Below are 22,663 nucleotides of genomic sequence, written 5' to 3'. Positions count from 1 at the left end.
CGCAAGGCCTCCGCGGGGTGATCTCGGTACCGTTGACGAGTGGCTGCCGACGACGAATCGACTTCTGGCCCCGCGGCACCGCAGGCGAACGCGCTGCCGCCCACCTGGTCGGTGCGCACGCCACCGCGGTGGCTGCCGCGCGCGCTGCTCTATGTGGCACTGGCGGCGGCCGGGCTGATCACGGCGTTCTGGATGCTGGCGAAGATGCAGGGACTGCTCACCGTCCTGATGGTCTCGCTGTTCCTGGCTTTCGCGATCGAGCCGGCGGTGAATTGGCTTGCGGCGCGGGGTGTCCGGCGCGGCGCCGGCACCGGACTGGTGTTCGGCGTGCTGCTGGTGGTCATGGTCGCGTTCGTGTGGACGCTGGGCGCGCTGCTGGTCAGCCAGGTGACCATGCTGGTGAAGAACGCGCCGGACTACATCCAGGACGTGGTCGACTGGATCAATTCGACCTTCCACCAGGACCTGTCCGGCGACGACCTCACCAAGTACGCCTCCGAGTGGAGTTCCACGATCGAGGGCTATCTGGTCGGCCTGGCCGGAAACGTCTGGGGCATCGGCACCGTCGCGATCGGCGCGATCTTCCAGATGCTCGGCGTGTTGCTGTTCACGTTCTATTTCGCCGCCGACGGTCCGCGCTTCCGCACCTGGGTGTGCTCGTTGCTGCCGCCCAAGCAGCAGAAACACGTCCTGCGGGCGTGGGACATCGCGGTCGAGAAGACCGGTGGCTACATCTATTCGCGGGCGCTGCTCGCGCTGTGTTCGGCGGTCGCGCACTACGTGGCGCTGCGGGTGCTCGACGTGCCGTCGGCGTTCGCGCTGGCGCTGTGGGTGGGCGTCGTCTCCCAGTTCATCCCGACCGTCGGCACCTATCTGGCCGGGGCGCTGCCGGTGCTGGTCGCGCTGGTGCACGACCCGATCTCGGCGCTGTGGATCCTGCTGTTCATCGTTGCCTACCAGCAGTTCGAGAACTACGTGCTGCAGCCGCGCATCACCGCGACCACCCTGGACATGCATCCGGCGGTGGCCTTCGGCGCGGTGATCGCGGGCGCGGCGCTGCTCGGGCCGACGGGCGCGCTGCTGGCGATTCCGGTCACCGCCACGATCCAGGGCTTCGCCGGCGCGTATGTTCGCCGCTACGAGGTCGCCGAGGAGGCCGAGTCGCCGCCGAAGAAGAAGCGCAGGGAACGCAAGCGGCCCGCCGCCGAATCGCCGAGCGAGTAGGCCGCCGATGGCGATCGTGCTGTCGCTGGTCTCGATGCTGTCGACGCTGCTCGGCGGGTTCGTCGCCATGCGCATCGGCGACCGCAAGCACCTGGTGCTCGGCCTCGCCGCAGGCGTGATGCTCGGCCTGGTGGCGTTCGACCTGATCCCCGAGGCACTCGAGCAGTCCAGCGCCGAGGTGTACGGGGTGCCCGCGGTGCTCATCGCGGCGGTCGTCGGCTTCATGAGCCTGCACATCATCGAACGGGCCGTCGCCATCCACACCGGCCACGAGCAGGAATTCGGCGCCCACCACCACGGTTTCGAGTCCGTCGGCCTGCTCGCGGCGGCGGGTCTGATCTTCCACAGCACGCTCGACGGTTTCGGGATCGGCCTCGGCTACCAGGCCGGCGCGACCGTCGGCCTCTCGGTGGCGATCGCGGTGATCTGCCACGACTTCGCCGACGGCTTCAACACCTTCACCATCCCCACCCTCTACGGCAGTGCCCGCAAGCGCGCCTTCACCCTGCTCGGCCTGGACGCGATCGCTCCCGTGGTCGGCGCGATCCTCGGCACGATCATCAAGGTCCCGGAGCAGTGGATCGGCCTGTACCTGGGCTATTTCGCCGGTTTTCTGCTCTACCTGGCCACCGCCGACATCCTGCCCGAGGCCCACGCCGAACACCCGTCGCGGCTTACCCTGGTACTCACCGTCTTCGGCGTGTGCGCCATGTTCGTCGTCGCCGCGATCAGCCACTGACGGGCGCGGCGACCCGCAGCACCGCCGCGACCGACGCGTCGACGAGCGCGTCGTCCAGCGGCAGATGCCCGAACAGCGCGCGGAAGTAGATCGGCGCCGCGACCGTGTCCAGGACGAAGTCGAGGTCGACGTCCGGGTCGACCTCGCCGCGAATCATCGCGGCCCGCAACGCCGCCGCCGTGGCATCCCTGCGCGGCTCGAAGACGCTCGCGAGGAAGTGTTCGCGCAGTTCGAGGTCGCTGGCGAGATCGGCGACCAGCGCGGGCAGCACCCGATCGAGCGAGGTGTCGCGCAGTGCCGCCACCAGCTCGCGCAGGGCCGAGGTGAGGTCGGCACGCAGGTCGCCGGTGTCCGGCGTCGGCCGCGTTCCCAGCATCTCGGCGACCACCGCCACCACCAGGTGCCGCTTCGACGGCCAGCGCCGGTAGATGGCGGGCCGGTGCACCCCCGACCGCGTGGCCACCTCCCCGATCGACAGTTCCGCATACCCGTTGTCGTCGAGCACTTCTCGCGCCGCGGCCAGCACCGCCGCGTCGATCCGCTCCTCCCGCACCCGTCCCGCCATCAGAACACCGGCCGCGGCACGAGCATCACGATCCACCCGTCCGGATCGGGAAAAGCCATGCCCCCGTTGGCCGCCCAGTACGGATTCTCCGCCGCCACCGGCTCCACCCCGAACTCCCCCAACCGCCCCACCACCTCGAACATCGCCGCTTCCCCCTCGAAATACAGCACGAGCAGATTCTCCGCACTGGGCGCCGCCCCCGGACTCCCGTCGACATGCGTCGTGAACTCGAGGTGATAGTCGGTCCCCGGCAACCCGACCATCACCCCGTCATACCCAGCATGGTTCTCGAACCGATAAAGCTCCCGCAACCCGAGCCCCTCGACATAGAACCGCACCACCTCCTCCAGCCGATCAGTAGGCCGCGCCACCCGAACCTGCGCCACCCGCAACGAACCCGGCCACGTCATCACATCCATACCTAAACAGTACAGTACGTACCGTAATTAAAGCTGCTCAAATATACAAATACTTGTATATTCTGGTCGGCGAAGCGACTCGGTGGTGCAAGCAGGAAAGGAGAACACTGATGGCGGACGAGGTGTTCGACAGTGTGTGGGACGCGATCGAGGACACCCCGCAGGAGACCGAGAACATGCGGCTCCGGTCACGGCTCATGAGCGCGCTGACCGAGCGCATAGAGGCCGCCGGGTGGACCCAGGTTGTCGCCGCCGAGCGTCTCGGGGTCACGCAGCCGCGGATCTCCGATCTGATGCGCGGGAAGATCGATCTGTTCAGCTTGGACGCTTTGGTGAACATGGTTGTCGCGGCGGGGATGCACGTCGAGTTGAGCATTCGAGCGGCATAGGGCCGGATACGACGAAGGGGCGCACCGGGGTGGTGCGCCCCTTCGTTCGAGGGTCTACTCCGCCGCGGCGGATTCGGCTTTGGCCGCCAGGGCTCGGCGGCGGATTCGGCGGGCGGCGGCGACCATGTTGCGCAGGGACGGGTCGAGCTGCCAGTAGTGGCGGGTTTTGAGGCCGCCGTCGGGGTTGGCCCAGAGGCGTTCGGGGGTCACGGCTTCGGCGGCCTGGGTCAGGAGTTCGTCGAGTTCGTCGATGTCGGGGATGCGGGCCGAGCGGCTCTCGTAGACGCCGGGGCCGACACCGTGGCTGAGGCCGTGGCCGGTGGCGACGTCCTCGGTGAGTGCCTGCATGACCCATTCGATCGAGCGCGTCGCCACGATCGCGGTGACGTCGGCGTCGAGCTGTTCGATCGCGTCGACCACCTCGGTGCGGCCGGAATAGCCGATGTGCGTGTGGATCTGGGTGTCGGCACGCACGCCGGAGGTGGCCAGCTTGAACGCGCCGACCGCCCAGCGCAGGTACTCCTCGCGTCCCTGCGGACGGGCGGGGAGCAGCTCGCGGATGGCCGGCTCGTCGACCTGGATGATCGCGATCCCGGCCTTCTCCAGATCGACCACCTCGTCGCGGATGGCCAGCGCCACCTGATCGGCCGTCTCGTAGAGCGGCTGGTCCTGGCGCACGAAGGAGCGGGCCAGCATGGTGACCGGACCGGTGACCATGCCCTTGACCGGACGATCGGTGAGCGACTGCGCGTAGGTGGTCCAGTCGACCGACATCGGCGCGGGCCGCGACACGTCGCCGTAGATGATCGGCGGCCGCACACAGCGCGAACCGTAGACCTGCACCCAGCCGAAGCGGGTGGTGGCGAAGCCGTCGAGCTGCTCGGCGAAGAACTGGATCATGTCGTTGCGCTCGTGCTCGCCGTGCACGAACACATCGAGGCCGATGTCCTCCTGCAGCCGGATCGTCGCCTCGATCTCGGCCTCGACCTGCTTGCGGTAGTCCTGCTCGGACAGCCTGCCCTGGTCCACCTCGTGGCGGGCCTGGCGCAGCTTGCCGCTCTGCGGGAACGAGCCGAGCGTGGTGGCGGGCACCAGCGGCAGGTTCAGCCGTTCCTGCTGCGCGGCGCGGCGCTCCACGTACGGTTCGCGCTCGCGCATGTCGGGGGTGATCGCGTACACGCGCTGGCGCACGGCGTGCTTCTGCTTGAAGTGCACCTCGGTCGGCCGCTTGCGCCAGTTCTCCGACGGGCCCTCGGTGAGCGCCTTGGCCAGCGAGACCACCTCGCCCACCTTCTGCTTGGCGAAGGCGAGCCGGTCGGCGACATTGCCGTCGATGTCGTATTCGGCGAGCACGTCGTAGGGCACGTGCAGCAGCGTGGTGCCGGTGGACACGACCAGGTCGGGGCACACCTCGGCGATCGAGTGCAGGTAGTTCAGCGTCACGTAACGATCCGCGCGCCACACATTGGTGCCGCTGATGACGCCTGCGTAGATCCGCTTGCGCTTGATCCCGGGGATCGCGGCCAGCTCCTCCGGGGTCATCCGGTAGGAGGCCAGGTCGAGCCCGATGGCCTCGACATTGCTCGCGGCCAGGATGCGCAGCGCCTCACCGAAGTCGCCGTACTGGCCGGTGACCAGGATGCGCGGGCGCAGTGGCGCCTTCGCCAGCCGCTGGTAGGCCTTCGCGAACGCGGCCAGCTCGGCCTCGGAACGCTCACCGGTGAAGCAGGGCTCGTCGAGCTGCACGCAGGTCGAGCCGCGCTTGGCGAGGATCTCGAAGAGTTCCTCGTAGAACGGCAGCAGCTTGTCGAGCAGGCTCAGCGTGTCGAATTCGGCCTCGCCGGGCACGTGCCCGGCCTTGGACAGCAGCAGCAGCGACACCGGGCCGAGCACGACCGGACGCAGTTCGATGCCGCGCGCCATCGCGCGGTCCCACTCGTCGAGCAGGGCCTCCGGGTGCAGCGAGAACGTGGTGTCGGCGTCGAGTTCGGGCTGGCGATAGTGGTAGTTGGAGCCGAAGAGCCGGACCAGCTCGAGCGGCGGCAGGTCGGGGTTGCCGCGGGCCATCAGGAAGTAGAAGTCCAGCGGGTCCATGTCCGCCTGGTACTCGGCGAACCGCGACGGGATCGCGCCGAAGAGCAGCGCGTTGTCGAGGATGTGGTCGTAGAAGGAGAAGGTGTTGCCGGGAACCTGGGTGAGCCCGGTCGCGGCCAGCTCGCTGAACTGGCGCTCCTGGATGTCGCGGCCCACCGCGAGCAGTTCCTCGCGCTCGAGCGACCCGCGCCAGTACGACTCGAGCGCACGCTTGAGCTCGCGGTGCGGACCGATCCTCGGGTATCCGAGAACGCTCGACCCGAATCCATCGGTGACGTTGACCATGACCGCCGATACTCCCTTTCGATCACCTGCGCGTCGCCCGGACTCCGCCCGGTTGCCGCGCATCGCTGCGCTCGACATAGCGCCGGGCCGCGCGAGCAGCTCCGGCTACAGCAGCTTAGGCCGCGAGCACGGCCCTTCGCCGTTCCCCCTGCAAACACCCCCGAAAAGGCCGAAGGCCACCGTCATCGCGCTGGGGGTGATGACGGTGGCCTCAGGTGAGCAAACCTATTTGCCGTACTGGTAGAAGCCGGCGCCCGTCTTCTTACCGAGCAGGCCCGCCTCGACCATGCGCATCAGCAGCGGCGGCGCCGAGTACAGCGGCTCCTTGAACTCGGCGTACATCGAGTCCGCGATGGACTTCACCGTGTCGAGGCCGACGAGGTCGGTCAGCGCCAGCGGGCCCATCGGGTGGGCACAGCCGAGCACCATGGCCTTGTCGACGTCTTCCTTGGTGGCGAAGCCGGACTCGACCATCCGGATGGCCGAGAGCAGGTACGGCACCAGCAGCGCGTTGACGACGAAACCGGAGCGGTCGGCCGAACGCACGACCTGCTTGCCCAGCACGTCGGCGGCGAACAGCTCGGCGCGGCGGGCGACCGGCTCGCTGGTCTTGAGCGTGGTGACCAGCTCGACCAGCGGCAGCACCGGCACCGGGTTGAAGAAGTGCAGGCCGACCACGCGCTCGGGGTTGGCGGTGGCCACCGCGATCTTCATGATCGGGATGGAGGAGGTGTTGGAGGCGAGCACGGCGTCGGGGTCGGTGACCACCTTGTCCAGCTCGCTGAAGATGGCCGTCTTGACCTCTTCGTTCTCGACAACGGCCTCCACGACCAGCTGGCGATCGGCGAAATCACTGAGGTCGGAGGTGAAGCGCAGCCGCCAGGCCGCCTGCTCCCGCTCACGCTCGGTGATCTTGCCGCTGCTCACGCCACGATCCAGCGAGCGCAGGATCCGCGCACGACCGGCGGCGGCGAGTTCACGGGTGGTCTCGTAGACGAGGACGTCGACGTGCGCGCGTGCGCACACTTCCGCGATGCCCGCGCCCATCTGTCCGGCGCCGATGATGCCGACGCGCTGAATCTTCTCGCTGCTCACGTCCCGCTCCTGCTGTGTGTCTGGCTCTGGGGTGGCTGGGGAGGTCATGACGACCAAAGTATAGGGATGCCCTCCCACGCCGGGGCTGTTCGGCGTGGGAGGGCGTACACCCCTACCGAGGTAGGAGGAAAGACGTTGCTACTCAAAGCAACCCCTGGGGATCAGTGGAACTGACCCTCTTCGGTGGAGCCCTTCAGGGCAGCCGTCGAGGTGTTCGGGTCCACGGTGGTGGCGATGGTGTCGAAGTAGCCGGCACCGACCTCACGCTGGTGCTTGATGGCGGTGAAGCCACGCTCGGCGGCGGCCTTGAACTCGCGCTCCTGCAGGTCGACGAACGCGGTCATGCCCTCGCGAGCGTAGCCGTGCGCCAGGTCGAACATGCCGTAGTTCAGCGAGTGGAAGCCGGCCAGGGTGATGAACTGGAACTTGAAGCCCATCGCGCCGAGCTCACGCTGGAACTTCGCGATGGTCGCGTCGTCCAGGTGCGCCTTCCAGTTGAACGAAGGCGAGCAGTTGTAGGCCAGCAGCTGGTCCGGGAACTCGCTGCGGACGGCCTCGGCGAACTTGCGCGCGACCTCGAGGTCCGGCACGCCGGTCTCCATCCAGATGAGGTCGGCGTAGGGGGCGTAGGCCTTGGCACGCGCGATGCAGGGCTCGATGCCGTTCTTCACACCGAAGAAGCCCTCGGCGGTACGGGTGCCGTCCAGGAACTCACGGTCGCGCTCGTCCACGTCGGTGGTGAGCAGGGTGGCGGCCTCGGCGTCGGTGCGGGCGATGATCACCGACGGCACGTCGGCGACGTCGGCGGCCAGACGCGCGGAGGTCAGGGTGCGGATGTGCTGCTGGGTCGGGATCAGCACCTTGCCACCGAGGTGGCCGCACTTCTTCTCCGAGGCCAGCTGGTCCTCCCAGTGGACACCGGCGGCACCAGCGGCGATCATCGCCTTCTGCAGCTCGTAGGCGTTCAGCGCGCCACCGAAGCCGGCCTCGGCGTCGGCCACGATCGGGGCCAGCCAGTTCTTGACCGAGGTGTCACCCTCGACCTTGGAGATCTCGTCGGCGCGCAGCAGCGCGTTGTTGATGCGACGGACCACCGACGGGACCGAGTTCGCCGGGTACAGCGACTGGTCGGGGTAGGTGTGGCCGGACAGGTTCGCGTCACCGGCGACCTGCCAACCCGACAGGTAGATGGCCTTCAGGCCGGCGCGGACCTGCTGCACGGCCTGGTTGCCGGTGAGGGCGCCGAGGGAGTTGATGTAGTCCTCGTTGTTCACGAGGTCCCACAGGATCTCCGCGCCGCGACGGGCGAGGGTGTGCTCCTCGACAACGTTGCCCTGCAGGGCGACGACCTGCTCGGCGGTGTAGTTGCGGGTGATGCCCTTCCAGCGCGGGTTGGTGTCCCAATCCTGCTGGATTTCCGCAGCGGTCTTCGGGGTGCCGACAGTCGACATCTCTGACTCCACTTCCTCGGTGTGGTCGGTGCCCTGCGGTGCGGGCCGTGAATCAACCGGTGGCTGAACGCTTTCGGTTGCGCGGCTCGTACTGCTGGAGCAATTTGCAGGCTTGCTAGGACTAGCCAATGCCTGAGGGGTGTACTTCCACACGATGGCACACCTGGAAATAGCCGTCTACCTGTTGCTTGTGTGAATCTCAGCTAGGTTTGCCGCCGCTGTTGCTAACTTTGCGAAATTTGCCTTGCGATTGCAAGCACCGAGCCTACCGACCGGTAGCGCTGACCAGGAGTTTTAGCATAACGCCCGTACTGTTTACGCCGACCCGGCGGGTACCGCTCGACACGCCCAACCCTTCCACCCTGTGAGCTGATTCACAGACCACGCCGGGCGGGAATGGTGTGCGTGTCGTCACTGCGCCCGCTGTTCTGGACACCCGTCCGCGAAGGCGCGAAAGTGACCGCATGAGGATTTCGAAGATCGCGGCCACGTCGAAGGCCGCGCTGGCGGTGGTCGCGGCGACGGCCGCGGTGAGTCTGGTGCCGACGGCCGCGAGCGCGCAGCCGGGGGCGGGCAGCGTGGTCGGCGTCGAGGCGCTCGCCGCCGTGGCCACACCGCCGGGCGCGGCCCGCGCCGAGCGGCTGATCTACCGCTCGACCACCGTCGGCGACCAGCCGACCACCACCAGCGCGGCCGTGTACTTCCCGGCCGGACCCGCGCCCGAGGGCGGCTGGCCGGTGATCGCGTGGGCGCACGGCACCGTCGGCCTCGGCGACGACTGCGCCTACAGCGTGGCCGGTCCGGCGGCCGTCGAGCGCGACTGGGCCTATCTGGGCACCTGGCTGAGCCAGGGCTACGCGGTCGTCGCGGCCGACTACGCCGGGCTCGGCGGCCCGGGTGAGCATCCGTATCTGAACGGAGTCGTCGAGGCGCACAACGTCGTCGACGGGGTGCGCGCCGCCACCGAGCAGTACGGCGAGCTGTCCAACCGCTGGGCCGTGGTCGGGCAGTCGCAGGGCGGCGGTGCCGCGGTGTTCACCGCCCGCTACGCCACCGAATTCGGTGGTCCCGGCCTCGATTACCGTGGCGCGGTCGGCACCGGCGTGCCCGCCTACATCGAGGACGTCGTCCAGCTCATCGGCCCCGGCATGCCGCCGATCGCGCTGAGCTCACACCTGTCGGCCTATGTGCTCTACATCCTCAACGGCCTGCGCACCACATTCCCCGACCTGGACATCGAGGGCCTGCTCACCGCATCGGGCCGCACCTGGCTCGACCGCGCGACCACCGGCTGCATCGGTTCCCTCGGCGACGAACTGGCCGTCGCGAAGCCCTCGATCGGCAGCATGTTCGCCCGCCCGCTGTCGAGCATCCCCGACCTGCACGGCCTGCTCGCGCGCTACATGGGCCTGCCCGAATCCGGCTTCGACCGCCCCCTGTTCCTCGGCCAGGGCCTCTACGACACCGACGTCATCACCCCCGAAACCCTCCGCTACGCGGCCACCCTCACCGCCACCGGTGAACCGGTCACCCTGCACACCTACCCCACCGACCACGACGGCGCCGTCAACGCCTCCCTCACCGATTCCCTGCCCTTCGTCCAGGGGCTGTTCGCCTGACAGCACAACGCTCGCCCCGCCTCGTGCTGGGCGAGCGTTGGGGGGTGAAGATGAATCAGGCGATGCCGAGATCGTCAAGAGACTTGGCCGACAACAGGCGCCCGGCCCAGACATCGATCTGATCCTCACTCGCCCCACGCATCGCAGTCACGACCCGAGCGGGAATCGGGCCGAACTTCTGCGTCATCAAACGCAGGAGGACTTTGACCTGACCGTCGGCACGCCCTTCGGCGCGGAGCCGGCTCGCTGTACTCATGAACGCCTCCTTTGCCTCGGGACCGATGTCGTCGACCAGCCTCTGCAAGTCGGGGGCCGCAGTACGTGTGTTGCAGTCGGATCTGAGGCGGTGTTTGACGAGACCATCGTGCGGATGCTGCAGCGAATCCCCCATAGCGACAAGCTATCTCCCACAGCTGCGTACTACCAACTAACGATCCGACAACTCCAGGCGCAGACCATTCGGACCAGGCCGGTACGTGGAGATTCGGACCACTCCGCTCGGCGGAACCCTGTGGCGTCTCACACTGGTTCAAAAAGGACGCGCCAGGTGCTTTGGGCTCGACGCCGTGAGTACCACGGGGGGTGTGAACCAGTCGCTGACTGTTGTCCCAGAACAGGTTCGAGATGCCGGCAATTACGTCTACGGCCTAGCTGACACGTTGCGCCAGGCACTCGACTCCGCTGCCCGAGAAGTCGACGCCTGCGCGGGGGCGAGCTGGACCGGGGACTACGCGAACGCTTTCGCATCAGGATGGGCCGAGACCCGCACCGGCGGGCAGGCGATCATCACCGCCCTGACAGAAATGGCGGAGAAGCTAGGCGTCACCGCGGAGACCTACAGCCAGCGCGACGACGCGACCGCCGCAGCGCTCCAATACACCCTCGATCTGTAGGTGCGTCATGGGTTCTGAATTCACGGTCGATCTCGACGAATTGGAACAGCTCGTTGCCGCGCTCGCCGGGTTCGCCGGGTTCATCAACGATCACCTCGACGAGATCGACGATCGCGTCGCGGGCCTGGTCGGAACCGGGTGGGAAGGCATCGCAGCGGATGCGTACCAAGTGGCGCACCAACAGTGGTCGACCGGCGCACGCGACTTCGTCGAAGGTATTCGCGACATGAGCACCGCCGCGAAGACCGCACACACCCGGTACACCAACGCGGCAGACCTGAACCTTCGCATGCTGCAAGGCGGCTGAGCCGATGTACGTCGACTGGGTCTCTTATTACGACGCCGCGAAAAAATGCCACGATCTAGCCGCCGACCTCCGCGCCGCGGACAAACCCGTGCACGATGCACTCGAGGGTGACGGCGCCGGAATGGCCGGTGACGCACCAGGATGCGTCGAATGGGCGCAGGCCTACGACGGTGTCGCACGCTCGACACTGCAAGCATGCACCAATCTGGCCGACGCCCTCACCAACTTCGGCAACGTCCTGTATGCCTCCGGTTACAACTACGGGATCAGCAACAACAGCGATCCCGCACCGCCGTACCCGACGATCACCGCCATGACCGAGTACAAGGTCGACTTTCCCTCGGCGACCACGACAACGTCCAGCATGGGCGTCCGTAACGACGGAAACGAGGAGTTCTTCAACAGACTCCTCGACGAAATCACCAAGGAGTTCAAGAAGCTCCCCAACGCCGACATCGATGCGCTGTCCAAGGTATCGACCGTATGGTCGACCTTCGCTGCCAGCGAAGCACTATCGGGAGCGAAGGCCCGGATCACCACCATCTCCGAGATGTTCGACAAGTTGGACCGGATCGAAAACCGTGCCGTGATCCAGCAACACCTCAACACGATCAGCACCTCGGCCGACACCATCGTCCTGGCGGGGCAGAACATCGCCGCCCCGATCGCAGAGTTCAACACCGGGATCCACGAGACCAACGCCGCGATCAACCGCGAGGTCACCCTCTCACTCGCCGGTGTAGCGATAGCGATCGGCGCGGCCGCTGTCGGCTTCCTCTTCACGATGGGCGGCTCCACCGCCATCGCCGCCGCCCGCATCGGCATCTGCGTCACCAACGCCATGACCGGCATCCGCAACGCCCTCAACGCCGAAAAGCTCCTCAAAATCCTCGGCTTCACCGCAGCGTTCGGCGGCGCCGTCGCCGCCATCACCGCCTTCGACAAGGTACCTGACACCGGCCAGGTGACGCTCGCCCTCGCTGAGATCATCGCGATGAAGGTGCTTGTCGACGAAGCTGCGGACGAGGGCGCGGAGGAAGCCGCAGAGGTGCTCGATGTCGTCACTGACGAAGCCGGGGAGCTGATCGGCACCGAAGATGCTGCCAATGTTCAGATTGTCTCCGCAGCAGCACTCGAACAGGCTCGGCAAGAACTCACTGATAAACTCGGAGCGCCGGAGGTCAAGCCGACCCCCAAAGGCGACATTGAGGTTTGGACGATCCCTGGCAATCCGCCGTCTACTGTCACATATCGACCCTTCAGCCGTTCGGGTGGCCCGACAATCGACTTCAACAACGTGCCCGGAGTATCGGTCAAGCGATGGCACATCTAGACGTCTGGATTCGGTCGAAAGGATATACGCTACGTGAAATTCGAAAGTATGAAGTTCATCAACTTCCGGGATTATGATTTTGAAGCGGGCAGTCGGCACTGCTTCCAGTGGGTAGACGTGCGAAAGTTCAAGCTTCCCAATCACACCAGTTCTGATACCGAAGTGATCACACGAGTCATCAACTCAGTCGAGTACCGGGACGATTATGTAGGCGGAGGCATAGATCCCGACGGCTCCCGGCATGGGCCATATTGGCTTCACAGCCTTTCACCAGACTCCTTCGATCCAACCAGCGCCGGCGATGCGCTGGAAGTTCTGTACACATGGCTGCGCAACTGCGGTCGACTCCCTGCGAATCTGGAAGCAGAACTTGAAACGCACGTCATCGAACCTATTACATCCTCCGAATCCGTCTACATACTGAGAGAACTTGACGAATCCGCCTTCAACGACTACGGAAATCTCCATATAGAGTTCCATGAATTGATCGCAATCGACCGACCTGCCCGAATCGCCACGGTTATAGTGCTCACCGACGACTGATCGTCACGGAGCCTTGTGGGCAAAGTCAGCTCCGAAGACAGTATTGGAAACTTGCGTGATTACCTGCCCGATTGATATTCGAGAATCGCGAAAGGGAGCGAAGGAGGGCTGTGGTCGTGCGAGAGCTCGAGGATAGATGGATCCTGCCGTTGCGGGGGGACTCGGTGGTCGATATCGACTGGGACCCTCGGGATGTTCGTTTGACCTTGGACAGCCAGGCAACGATCGTGGTCGGCTACGGGGCGCACCTGACGCCCGGCAACGGAAGTACGTTCGATCGCGATGCCAAGCCGCTGGGTGACTGGGAGCGGAGCGTGGCCGACGAGGCCTTGCGGGATCGCATTGTGTCCTCCGTCGGGTTCAAGTCGGGCACTTTGCGTGTTTGGTTCGCAAACGGCTGGGGTTTGATATCGAGAACCCATTATACGAACGCTGCTGCGGCAGTATATCTCAATGACGATCTGCTTTGGGTTCAGACAGAATCAGGTGGCAGTATCGACGCCTGACCAGGCCTTCGATTCGATAGGGGTCAAAAAATCCACTGGGATCCGCGGGCGGGCAACCAGCATGTACAAGGTGATCACCGATAAATGGGGAACTGTGGTCGATATGTTCCCGATTCCATAGGAGGTGCGAATGGGAATATCCATCGCTGTGCAGAACCAGATCCATGAGCGGGTGCGCGTATTCCACGGACCAGTCGCGACCACACTGTCGGAGATGGCCTTGGAAGCACCGGCGGGTACCATGATCGGCGAGATTCACGCCTACGCGGAGACAATGTTCAACTCAATCGATCGCCACGGGTACCTGTGGTTCAGCGGTGATTGACGCCGCAGCCGAAATAGCCTCGCGCCCACGTTTTGCTGCTGTGCTGGTGGTCGCGTCATCAGCAATATCGAGCGCTGCGGGCTGGCCTGATCGGAGGACCGGCCGCGCACAGGGTGCGCGGCCGGTCGGGGGTCAGACCTGGGGTGGGTGCATTTTTCGCCAGTGTTCGGCGATGTCGATGCGGCGGGTGATCCAGACGCCCTCGTGGGTTTGGACGTGGTCGAGGAAGCGTTCCAGGGCGGCGGTGCGGGCGGGGCGGCCGGCGAGGCGGCAGTGCAGGCCGATGGAGAGCATCTTCGGATTGCCTTCGGCGCCTTCGCGGTACAGGACGTCGAAGGCGTCGCGGAGGTGGGCGAAGAACTGTTCGCCGCTGGGGAAGCCTGCGGGCGAGGCGAAGCGCATGTCGTTGGTGTCGAGGGTGTAGGGCACGACCAGGTGGTTCTGGCCGTGTACCTCGGTCCAGTACGGCAGGTCGTCGGCGTAGGAATCGGAGTCGTAGACGAAACCGCCGTGCTCGACGACCAGTTCGCGGGTGTTCGGTGAGTCGCGGCCGGTGTACCAGCCCAGCGGTGCGGTGCCGGTGAGCTCGGTGAGGACGCGGACCGCCTCGGCCATGTCGGCGCTTTCGGTCTCGCGGTCGACGAGCTGATACGACTTCCATTGCAGCCCGTGACTGGCGATCTCGTGGCCGAGTTCGGAAAAGGCCGCCACCGCTTCGGGATTGCGCTGCATCGCCCTGGCGACCGCGAAGATGGTGAGCGGCAGATCGCGGCGTTCGAAGGCGCGCAGCACCCGCCACAGCCCGGCGCGGGAACCGTACTCGTAGAGCGATTCCATGCTCATGTGCCGGTTCGGGAACGCCTCGGCGGGGGTGATCTCGGACAGGAACGTCTCAGAGTGCGGTGACCCGTCCAGGACGTTGTTCTCCCCGCCCTCTTCGTAATTCAGCACGAACTGCACGGCGATGCGCGCGCTGCCGGGCCACCGCGGGTCCGGGGGGTTCGGTCCGTACCCGACGAAGTCGCGAAGCTCGCGCGCGTCCGGCGCCCGACCGCCCACCGAATCGCCGTGTGCTGCGCCTTTCACCGCAGCTCCCCATAGAGGCGCAGGCGGGCCAGGCCACCGTCGGGATAGATGTCGAGACGAACCTCTTCGACCGCAGCGGCGGCAGGGTTAAGGGGGAAACGATGCCTCGTGTCGGGCAGCAGATCGGTGCGCGGCAGGAGTTCGACTTCGGTTCCGTCGCTGGTGAATCCGGTGAGCGAGGCGGCGCCGGGGCTGTTGCCGAGGAAGCAGGAGGTGTCGATCTCAGCCAGCCGGATCGAGCCGGGACCTGCCAATTTGATACGGACCCAATCGTTTCCGTCGTCACGGCGGCGCGCGGTCTCCCAGCCGTCACCCATCACCCTGGCCAGGCCGGGGTAAAGCAGCTGATTGGGTGAGCTGTAGAAGCGGTTGGAGCAGTCGAGCACGAGGGCGCCGTTCTCCAGCGCGGCCAGGTCGAGCGGTCCGAGGCCGAGCAGGGCGGGGTCGGGGCGGCCCTCGCCGTGCACCCGCAGCCGGGCGACGCCACCGTCGGGGTGCATGGTGAGTTTCACGTGGGTCCAGCGGTTCTCGTCGTCGACGACGAAGGGGTTGCGGCTGTCGCCGCCGACCTTCACCCGGTCGAGCAGGGTGACCCAATCGGTGCGCGCGACGATCTCCTCGGCGGGTGGGTAGCCCTCGACGGCCAGCGCAGCCACCGACACCTCGGGCGGATAGTTGCCCTTGAACCAGGCCGTGTCCACGACCACGCCCCTGATCACGCCGGGCACGCCGAGCCGCACGACGGCGCTGTCGTCGCCGGGCCTGCCGCGATGTCTGTGCGTCTCCCAGCCGTCGTAGACCTGGCCCTTGTGCCCGAAGGTCGAGGGCTGATACTCGGACGGACCGGGCTTGATCAGGTTCTCCTTCTCGGCGAAGAACTCGTCGTTCGCCCAGATCACCGAGCCGCCGAGCGATCGGACGGCCAGATCGGGGAGCAGCGTGAAATCGTCGCCGCCGCGGTGTGTGGTCACCGTTGTCTCCTATGCCTCAGGTGCTGCGGGTACTCGCCCCGCCATGGGGTTGTGCTGCGGTCTGCCGCGGGCGACATCGACCGAGCCGCATGGCATTGGCTTGCCGGTGTCCCGGCACACCCCGGTGGGTCATCGCGCGTCCGACGGCATGGGCTTGCGCGCGGCCAGCGCCTCGAGCACGGGAACATCGAGTTCGGTGGCGAGTTCGTCCGCGGTGACGGCGCCGCAGCGCAGCCCGCGCAGCACGGTGGTGGCGAGCGCTTCGGCGGTGGCCGGTTCGTCGACCATACCGCCGGAGCGCCGGTCCAGATACGCCAGCAGCCGCGGGACCGCGACGTCGGTGGCGGTGCGGAAGAAGTCGTAGGTCGCCAGCCAGCGAGTGATCAGGTGGCCTGGGTGCATGTCCCAGCCCTGGTAGTAGCCGCGGCGCAGGGCCCGCGCCACCAGGCGATGATGGTTGGCGAACGCGGCCTCGGGGTCGACGTCGGGGACGATCTGGGTGGAGCCGTCGCAGATCCACACACCGGTCTGGGCGGCGGCGACCTGCATGACCGCCTTGGCGTGATCGGCCGCCGGGTGGTCCAGCGCCTGATCGGTGGCCGCGATACCGCAGGCCGCCGTGTAGTCGTAGGTGCCGAAATGCAGTGCGCTGCAACGTCCGTCGGCGAGCTGGATCATGCGCGCGATCGGCGCCGTGCCGTCGGGCGCGATGATCGCCTGCGGGCTCTCGATCTGCAGTTCGAAGCGCAGGGTCCGGTCGGGCAGGCCGTATCCGCTCTCCAACCCGGAGCACAGGTCGACGATCGCTGAGACCTGTTGAGCCGCACGGATCTTCGGCACGGTAAAGACGAAACCGTCCGGGACGCCGCCCGCCGCGTCGAGCACGAGATCGAGCGTGCGCAGGGCACGCCTGCGCTCGTTCGCCGCGAGCCCCTTGGTGCGGATGCCGAACGAGGACGGCGCGCCCGATTGCCCGGCCCAGCCCGCCAGCACCTTGCCCGCCGCGATGGCCGCCGCGTCTTCCTCGTCGTCGGCACGGAAGCCGTAGCCGTCCTCGAAGTCGATGCGCAGGTCCTGGATCGGCTGCTCGGTGAGCCTGCGCCGGACCGCGGTCATGCTGCCGGTCGCGTCGAGTCCGGCGAGGAACTCGGCGTGCCGGTCGAGCAGGTCGAGGGCGGCGGCGCCCCAGTCGGTGGGGGTGGCGGCGGTGGCGCGGTCGGCGGCCACGTAGGCGGTGTGCACGGGCTGTACCCGCTCGCCCGCGCCCGGATAGCGCGTCCGCAGTTCGGCGTCGACAGCGTCGAGCACGGCGTCGATGCGGGCGTGGATGTGCGCGGGAAGATGGGCGTTCACCCGGCGGTTCCTTCCTGGATGAGCCGCCACACGCGATCGGCGGTCATCGGCAATCGGTCCGGTCGGGCGCCGACGGCGTCGCGGATCGCGTTCGCCAGTGCCGGTGCCACCGGGTTGTACGGGGACTCACTCATCGATTTGGCACCCAGCGGGCCCAACTCGTCAGTGGTTTCGGCGAAATAGACCTCGGTGCGGGGCAGATCCGCGACCTGCGGGATGTGATAGTGGCGCAGGGTCCTGGTGGTCACCACACCCTGCTCGGTGCGCATGTCTTCATAGAGCGCGGTGCCGATGGCCTGGGCGACGCCGCCTTCCACCTGGCCACGCAGCTGCACCGGGTTCACGACGGTGCCCGCGTCGGCCACCTGGATCGACTGCAGCACCCGCACCTCGCCGGTGCTCGGCCGCACCGCGACCCGGAAGGCGTGCACATTGAAGCTCACCGATCTCGGGGTGCCCGCGTGGGTGCCGTGCGCGCGGAGTTCACCGTCGGCGAGCAGCTGCGCCGGCGTGACCAGCGCGGTGCCGCAGCGCACGCCCGCGTCCTCCAGCACGCAGTCGCGTTCGGGATGACCGGAGACCTTGGCCGCCCTGGCCAGCAGCATGGCGTGCAGTTCCAGCGCGGCCGCGTAGGTGGCCTTGCCCGCGACCATGGTGCCGGTGGAGCCGAAGGCGCCGGTGTCGTGGCCGACGACGTCGGTGTCGGACTGCCGGATCCGGATCCGGCCCGCGGTCGTGGCGAGCGCGGTCGCCGCCAGCTGCGCGTGCACTGTGGTGGTGCCGTTGCCGAATTCCGCTGTACCGACACCGATTTCGTAGCTGCCGTCCGCGCAGAGGGCGGCGGTGGCGTCGGCATGATGACCGCGCGGCGGGACGGTGGCGATCATCGCGACGGCCATGCCCTCGCCGACCCGCCAATCCGGACCGGGCGCGCCTGCGCCGTTGCCGCGGCGCAGGGCCCGCTGCGCGGTGTCGAGGCACTGGTCGAGGCCGTAGCTGCCGAAGGTCAGGTCGCTCTCGTCGACCTCGGCGCCGGTGAACCGGTCGCCGGGCACCACGACATTGCGGCGGCGGAACTCGAACGGATCGATGCCGAGCCTGCGGGCCAATTCGTCGATGGCGGATTCGACGCCGAAGATCACCTGGCCGAGCCCGTACCCGCGGAAGGCGCCGGACGGAACGTTGTTGGTGTACACCGCTTTCGCGTCGACGCGCTTGTTCGCACAGCGGTAGACAGCCACCGATTCGCCGACGGCATGGAACAGCACACCCGCGCTGTGATTGCCGTAGGCCCCGGCGTCGGCGAGCACGTCGACGCCGAGCGCGGTCAGTACACCCGACGCGTCGGCGGCCGCGGTCACCTCGACCCGCATCGGGTGACGGCAGGTCGCCGAGGTGAACTCGTCGGTGCGGGTGAATTCGTACTGCACCGGATGCCCGGTCCGCAGCACCGCCAGCGCGATCAGGTCCTCGGCCAGCATCTCCTGCTTCGCGCCGAAGCCGCCGCCCACCCTGGTCGCGAACACCCGCACCCGCTCGCGCGCCAGCCCGAAGACGTGACACAGTTCGTCGCGCACGAGGAACGGCACCTGGGTGCTCGACCGGATGACGAGCCTGCCCGCGTCGTCGAGCCAGCCGACGCCGCCGTGGGTTTCCAGATGGACGTGCTGCACGCGCGGCGAATGCCACACGCCGCGCACCACTTCGGCCGATTGCGCGACCGCCGCGTCGAACTCGCCGACACCGCCGTGGATCTCGGCGACGAGGTTGCGGTCCGGATCGGCGATCCGGGCTGTTCGCTTGTCGGCGTGCAGCTTGGGGGCGCTGTCGGCGAGCGCCTCCGCCGGCTCGAAAACAGCGGGAAGCACCTGGTATTCGATCCGCAGCGCACGCACACCGGCCCGGGCGGCGGTGAGGGAGTCGCCCACGACGGCGGCCACGCGCTGCCCGGCGAAACGGACCGTTCGATCGAGGACGAAGGTGTCGTCCGGATCGTCGTCCCGCAGCTCGTGGCGCGCGGTCGAGAAGGCCGTGGTGGGTACGTCGGCGTGCGTGAAGACGGCCCGCACGCCCGGAACGGCCTGTGCCGCAGCGGTATCGATGGACACGATGCGCGCGTGCGGATGCGGGCTGGTGAGCACGGCCAGGTGCCACGGCGCGACCGGCGGTTCCTGCGCACCGGCACCGGGCACCACATCGAGCGTGAACGGCTCGGCTCCGCGCACGATCCGCGGACCGGCGGGCGCACGCACACCGTCGCCTACCTGCCCGATTCCGTAGTCCCGCGCGACCCGCGCCGCGACAGTCGCCAGCGCCGTCTCCCCCACCGCGGGACCGTCGCCGACCGACACTGTCGTCCGCTCGGGTTCGCCCTCGGAATACGACTGGGCCCCCGGCCCTTCCGCAATCGTGCGCCTGTCGACGGGCTCACCGGAAGCGGCTGCGCTCGCCGGGCGCCGCTTCTCCGCGGCCTCCCCGCCGCCGTGGACCGATTCGGCCTGACCTCGCCGGTCGCCTGCGTCGTCCGCCGCCGAACCGCATGCCGTGTTCACCGAGCCTGAACACCGCCGAGGCGGGTTCGTGTCACCGGGCACGGGGATTGTCGCCGACCGGGGATCGGCATTCGTGGCGGTAGGAGTTGTCCACAGGGATGCACAGGAATCGGTGATGGCTCGGTAGCCGGTGCAGCGGCAGAGGTTTCCCTTCAGCAGCTCGGCGAGTTCCCCGTCGGCGACGGCCTGCGCCCGCCGGCCGTCCCCGCCCTCGGCGGTGCGCGCCGCCACCAGCCCGGACGTGGTGACGACCATTCCCGCTGTGCAGAAACCACATTGGAAACCCGCGTGTTCGAGGAAACCTCGCTGCACCGGGTTCGGGCCGTCCGCGTCGCCGAGCCCGGCCGCGGTCGTCACCGCGTGTCCGTCGGCGCGGTGGGCGGGGATCAGGCAGGAGTGGACCGGCGCACCGTCTAGCAGGACCGAGCAGGCGCCGCAATCACCGGAGTCACAGCCCTTCTTGACCGCGAGCTCACCCGCTTCCCGCAGCAGCGTGCGCAGGCACTGTCCGGGGCGGGCGGTCACCTCGACCGCGCGGCCGTCGACGACGAGCCTCATGAACCACCTCCCGGGGCCGTGGTGAGGACGAGCCGTCCGCGCAGGCCACCCCGGGCGAGCCGGGTGTGGGCCGTGGCGGCCTGCTCGATGGGCAGGGTGCCCGCCACCCGCAGGGTCAGGTCGTAGCCGGCGAGGGTGGCGAGGGCGTCGCCGTCGGCGCTGATCCAGGTGTGGTGAACACGGATGCCGCGCAACGGGATCGGGTCGGTCCCGCCGACGACGGTGACGAACGATCCCCGATTGCGCACGGCCGCCAGCGCCCCGGCGCCGAGCCCGGCGGTGTCGAGCACGGCGTCGACGCCACCCGGCACCATGGCGCGCACGGCATCTGCCAGGTCGACGACATCGCGCGGCACCACCCGTTCGGCGCCGAGCGCCCGCACGAGATCGGCATCGGCCGCACCCGCCTGCGCGATCACCCGCAGGCCACGCCACCGCGCGCCGATCTCGACCGCGAACCCGCCGACCGCCCCCGCCGCGCCGGTCACCAGCAGGGTGTCGCCCTCGGCGAGCGCGAGCTGGTCGAGCGCCTGCATCGCGGTGAGCCCGTTCAGCGGCAGGGTCGCGGCTTCCACGGCGGTACGTCCGGCGGGTGCCGGCGCCACCGCCGACGCGTCGAGCACCAGATAGTCGGCGTAGCTGCCGAGCGACCGGTCCAGCAGATCACGCAGCCCGATCACCCGCTGCCCCACCGCGAATCGATCGACTCCGGCGCCGAGCTCGTCGATCTCACCGGCCACGTCCCAGCCGATCCCGGTCACCGCGCGCGGCGCCATCAGCCCGGCCTCGACCAGCGCGCCCGTCCTGGTCACCGCGTCGACGGGGTTCACCGCCGCCGCCGACACCCGGATCCTGACCTGCCCCGGTCCCGGCGCGGGCACGGCGACGTCGACGAGCTCGAGTGCTTCCGGTCCGCCGAAGGTGTGGACGACCACTGCGCGCATGATGCTTTCTCTCTCTTCCGTAGGTATTTCCGAACCTAGGGAGAGCTACTCTCTATCGGGAAGTACGCACCGTGAAGTGCGTACCGCACGCAAGGGAGAGCGATGAGCACACGCACCGCCGCCGAGCGCCGCGCCGAGGCGGGCGCGGCCTACAACGCATACCTGGCCGAATGCCCGGCACGGCAACTGCTCGACCGCATCGGCGACAAGTGGGTGAGCTTGGCGATCAACGCGCTCGCCGACGGTCCGCTGCGTTACAGCGAGCTCAACCAGCGGCTGCCCGGCGTGAGCCAGAAGATGCTCACCCAGACCCTGCGCAATCTCGAACGCGACGGACTGGTCACCCGCACCGTGCTGCCCGAGGTCCCGGTCCGCGTCGAGTACCGGCTGACCCCGCTGGGCGAGGAACTGCTGCCGGTGATGTGTGCCATCAAGAGCTGGGCCGAACAGCACATGGGCCAGGTGCTGAGCGCTCGCGCCGCCTACGACGCGCAGGCCTGAGTTCACGCCGCCTCCCCGAGTTCGGCCGCCACCTCGGCGGCGAGCAGTCCGGTCACGTGCGCGCGCCAGTCGGGTGCGCCGTGCGGGTCGTCGAACCACAGTTCCGGCTCGAGATCGGCCAGCGCGGCGGCGACCTCGAACGGCGTTGGTACGGTGTCGAATTCGAGCACGACGGGGCGGGTGGTCGCCGCTGTCACGGTGATCGCGCAGCGTCCGTCGGCGGTGCGACGGCCCATCACCACCGCGCCGGAACGGCCGAGGGGGGCCAGGGCGATCTTGCGGAAGCTGGTGCGCGCCAGCAGGCTCGCCGTGGGAACCAGGAACGAGCGGACCACCGCGCCGGTGGCGAGAATGTTCTCGCCGGGTCCGGTGACGAAGTCGCGCAGGGAGATTCGTCGCTCACCACCACCGCGTGGCCAGATCACGACCGTGGCGTCCATGGCGACGAGCGCGCCGAGGACCGCGCCCGCGGGCAGCGACAGGCACACGTTTCCGCCGACGGTCGCGGTGCGCCAGATCTTGTGCGAGGCCAGCAACGCCCGGCAGGCCTGCGCGAACAGCGCGGTGCCCGGCCACTCCGGGCGCAGGACCGCCGCGCCGAGTTCACGGCCGGGCGCGGCACCGGCCAGTTCGGCGAGGGTGCAGGTCGCGGCGATCTCGAGACCGTCGGCGTGTGCGCGCAGTGGCGCCCAGCCGAGGGTCGTGATGTCGATCAGGCGGTCGAGGTGGTCGTGCGGTTCGGAGAACAGGAAGGTCCCGCCCGCCAGGACGGCGCCGCCCGCGTCGAGCTGCGCCAGATCGGCGCGGTCGCGGGCGAGAACCACCTCCCGGACTGTCTCGAGATCCATGTTCACCTCGCTTACCTCACCAGCCACAGTAGGGGCCGTGAGTTGCCACGATGTTGCGCGACA

General features: G+C 67.9%; 23 protein-coding genes. 11 read left to right on the top strand and 12 right to left on the bottom strand.

The window, feature by feature from the left end; all coding sequences use genetic code 11:
• Positions 1-39: 39 nt before the first annotated feature.
• Both AB0H56_RS01265 and AB0H56_RS01260 read left to right on the top strand, forming a co-directional pair.
• Entirely contained in the window at positions 40-1,224 is a 1,185-nt protein-coding gene (locus tag AB0H56_RS01265; protein ID WP_357156021.1) for an AI-2E family transporter, read from the top strand.
• A 7-nt stretch (positions 1,225-1,231) separates the two neighbouring features.
• Positions 1,232-1,963, top strand: a complete 732-nt coding sequence (locus AB0H56_RS01260; RefSeq protein WP_357156020.1) for a ZIP family metal transporter — start codon at positions 1,232-1,234, stop codon at positions 1,961-1,963.
• Here AB0H56_RS01260 and AB0H56_RS01255 read toward each other — a convergent pair.
• Positions 1,953-2,528, bottom strand: a complete 576-nt coding sequence (locus AB0H56_RS01255) for a TetR/AcrR family transcriptional regulator (protein WP_357156019.1) — start codon at positions 2,526-2,528, stop codon at positions 1,953-1,955. The genes AB0H56_RS01260 and AB0H56_RS01255 overlap by 11 nt on opposite strands.
• Positions 2,528-2,947, bottom strand: a complete 420-nt coding sequence (locus tag AB0H56_RS01250) for a VOC family protein (protein WP_357156017.1) — start codon at positions 2,945-2,947, stop codon at positions 2,528-2,530. Before AB0H56_RS01250 ends, AB0H56_RS01255 begins: the two co-directional genes overlap by 1 nt.
• Positions 2,948-3,057: 110 nt before the next feature.
• Between AB0H56_RS01250 and AB0H56_RS01245 the strand changes: the two genes are divergently transcribed.
• The gene (locus AB0H56_RS01245; protein ID WP_357156016.1) at positions 3,058-3,336 is read left to right on the top strand and encodes an XRE family transcriptional regulator; all 279 of its coding nucleotides are present in this window, start codon (positions 3,058-3,060) and stop codon (positions 3,334-3,336) included.
• Positions 3,337-3,390: 54 nt separating this feature from the next.
• Here AB0H56_RS01245 and metE read toward each other — a convergent pair whose 3' ends face one another.
• The 3 genes from metE to aceA form a co-directional block, all read right to left on the bottom strand.
• Positions 3,391-5,715, bottom strand: a complete 2,325-nt coding sequence (metE, locus tag AB0H56_RS01240; RefSeq protein ID WP_357156014.1) for a 5-methyltetrahydropteroyltriglutamate--homocysteine S-methyltransferase — start codon at positions 5,713-5,715, stop codon at positions 3,391-3,393.
• A gap of 225 nt (positions 5,716-5,940) precedes the next feature.
• Positions 5,941-6,810 (bottom strand): 3-hydroxybutyryl-CoA dehydrogenase, encoded by an 870-nt coding sequence (locus tag AB0H56_RS01235; RefSeq protein WP_110039131.1) that lies wholly within the window; start codon positions 6,808-6,810, stop codon positions 5,941-5,943.
• Positions 6,811-6,971: 161 nt separating this feature from the next.
• Positions 6,972-8,261, bottom strand: coding sequence for an isocitrate lyase (aceA, locus tag AB0H56_RS01230; protein WP_280338563.1), 1,290 nt, complete (start codon positions 8,259-8,261; stop codon positions 6,972-6,974).
• Between the two features lie 464 nt (positions 8,262-8,725).
• Between aceA and AB0H56_RS01225 the strand changes: the two genes are divergently transcribed.
• Positions 8,726-9,880, top strand: a complete 1,155-nt coding sequence (locus tag AB0H56_RS01225; RefSeq protein WP_357156013.1) for an alpha/beta hydrolase — start codon at positions 8,726-8,728, stop codon at positions 9,878-9,880.
• A gap of 55 nt (positions 9,881-9,935) precedes the next feature.
• Here AB0H56_RS01225 and AB0H56_RS01220 read toward each other — a convergent pair whose 3' ends face one another.
• Positions 9,936-10,271: a DUF4351 domain-containing protein gene (locus tag AB0H56_RS01220; RefSeq protein WP_357156011.1), complete on the bottom strand. Its 336-nt coding sequence runs from the start codon at positions 10,269-10,271 to the stop codon at positions 9,936-9,938.
• A 193-nt stretch (positions 10,272-10,464) separates the two neighbouring features.
• Between AB0H56_RS01220 and AB0H56_RS01215 the strand changes: the two genes are divergently transcribed.
• From AB0H56_RS01215 to AB0H56_RS01190, 6 genes are all read left to right on the top strand, one after another.
• Complete coding sequence (locus AB0H56_RS01215) at positions 10,465-10,773, top strand: WXG100 family type VII secretion target (protein WP_357156010.1); 309 nt, start codon at positions 10,465-10,467, stop codon at positions 10,771-10,773.
• A 7-nt stretch (positions 10,774-10,780) separates the two neighbouring features.
• A complete protein-coding gene (locus AB0H56_RS01210) occupies positions 10,781-11,080 on the top strand; it encodes a WXG100 family type VII secretion target (protein WP_357156008.1) in 300 nt (99 codons plus the stop codon).
• A 4-nt stretch (positions 11,081-11,084) separates the two neighbouring features.
• Complete coding sequence (locus tag AB0H56_RS01205) at positions 11,085-12,413, top strand: hypothetical protein (RefSeq protein WP_357156007.1); 1,329 nt, start codon at positions 11,085-11,087, stop codon at positions 12,411-12,413.
• Positions 12,414-12,461: 48 nt separating this feature from the next.
• Positions 12,462-12,956: a hypothetical protein gene (locus AB0H56_RS01200; protein ID WP_357156006.1), complete on the top strand. Its 495-nt coding sequence runs from the start codon at positions 12,462-12,464 to the stop codon at positions 12,954-12,956.
• Between the two features lie 116 nt (positions 12,957-13,072).
• Complete coding sequence (locus AB0H56_RS01195; RefSeq protein WP_357156004.1) at positions 13,073-13,462, top strand: hypothetical protein; 390 nt, start codon at positions 13,073-13,075, stop codon at positions 13,460-13,462.
• Between the two features lie 130 nt (positions 13,463-13,592).
• Positions 13,593-13,787, top strand: a complete 195-nt coding sequence (locus AB0H56_RS01190) for a hypothetical protein (RefSeq protein WP_357156003.1) — start codon at positions 13,593-13,595, stop codon at positions 13,785-13,787.
• A gap of 132 nt (positions 13,788-13,919) precedes the next feature.
• Here AB0H56_RS01190 and puuE read toward each other — a convergent pair whose 3' ends face one another.
• From puuE to AB0H56_RS01165, 5 genes are all read right to left on the bottom strand, one after another.
• The gene (puuE, locus tag AB0H56_RS01185) at positions 13,920-14,873 is read right to left on the bottom strand and encodes an allantoinase PuuE (protein WP_357156002.1); all 954 of its coding nucleotides are present in this window, start codon (positions 14,871-14,873) and stop codon (positions 13,920-13,922) included.
• Complete coding sequence (alc, locus tag AB0H56_RS01180; protein ID WP_357156000.1) at positions 14,870-15,844, bottom strand: allantoicase; 975 nt, start codon at positions 15,842-15,844, stop codon at positions 14,870-14,872. Before alc ends, puuE begins: the two co-directional genes overlap by 4 nt.
• 129 nt (positions 15,845-15,973) lie before the next feature.
• A complete protein-coding gene (locus tag AB0H56_RS01175; protein WP_357155999.1) occupies positions 15,974-17,197 on the bottom strand; it encodes an aldolase in 1,224 nt (407 codons plus the stop codon).
• Complete coding sequence (locus AB0H56_RS01170; protein ID WP_357155998.1) at positions 17,194-20,307, bottom strand: molybdopterin cofactor-binding domain-containing protein; 3,114 nt, start codon at positions 20,305-20,307, stop codon at positions 17,194-17,196. Before AB0H56_RS01170 ends, AB0H56_RS01175 begins: the two co-directional genes overlap by 4 nt.
• The gene (locus AB0H56_RS01165) at positions 20,304-21,251 is read right to left on the bottom strand and encodes an NADP-dependent oxidoreductase (protein ID WP_357155996.1); all 948 of its coding nucleotides are present in this window, start codon (positions 21,249-21,251) and stop codon (positions 20,304-20,306) included. Before AB0H56_RS01165 ends, AB0H56_RS01170 begins: the two co-directional genes overlap by 4 nt.
• 102 nt (positions 21,252-21,353) lie before the next feature.
• Between AB0H56_RS01165 and AB0H56_RS01160 the strand changes: the two genes are divergently transcribed.
• Positions 21,354-21,752, top strand: a complete 399-nt coding sequence (locus AB0H56_RS01160) for a helix-turn-helix domain-containing protein (RefSeq protein WP_357155995.1) — start codon at positions 21,354-21,356, stop codon at positions 21,750-21,752.
• A 2-nt stretch (positions 21,753-21,754) separates the two neighbouring features.
• On the opposite strand, the gene AB0H56_RS01155 is transcribed toward AB0H56_RS01160, so the two are convergent.
• On the bottom strand, positions 21,755-22,600 hold the full coding sequence (locus AB0H56_RS01155) for an FAD binding domain-containing protein (protein ID WP_357155994.1): 846 nt from the start codon (positions 22,598-22,600) through the stop codon (positions 21,755-21,757).
• Between the last annotated feature and the right edge of the window lie 63 nt (positions 22,601-22,663).

The sequence above is a fragment of the Nocardia sp. NPDC050717 genome (assembly GCF_040654275.1).
In the GTDB taxonomy this organism is placed as follows: domain Bacteria; phylum Actinomycetota; class Actinomycetes; order Mycobacteriales; family Mycobacteriaceae; genus Nocardia.
The sequence above is the reverse complement of the archived record's forward strand: the minus strand, read 5'-3'. Positions and strand labels throughout refer to the sequence as shown.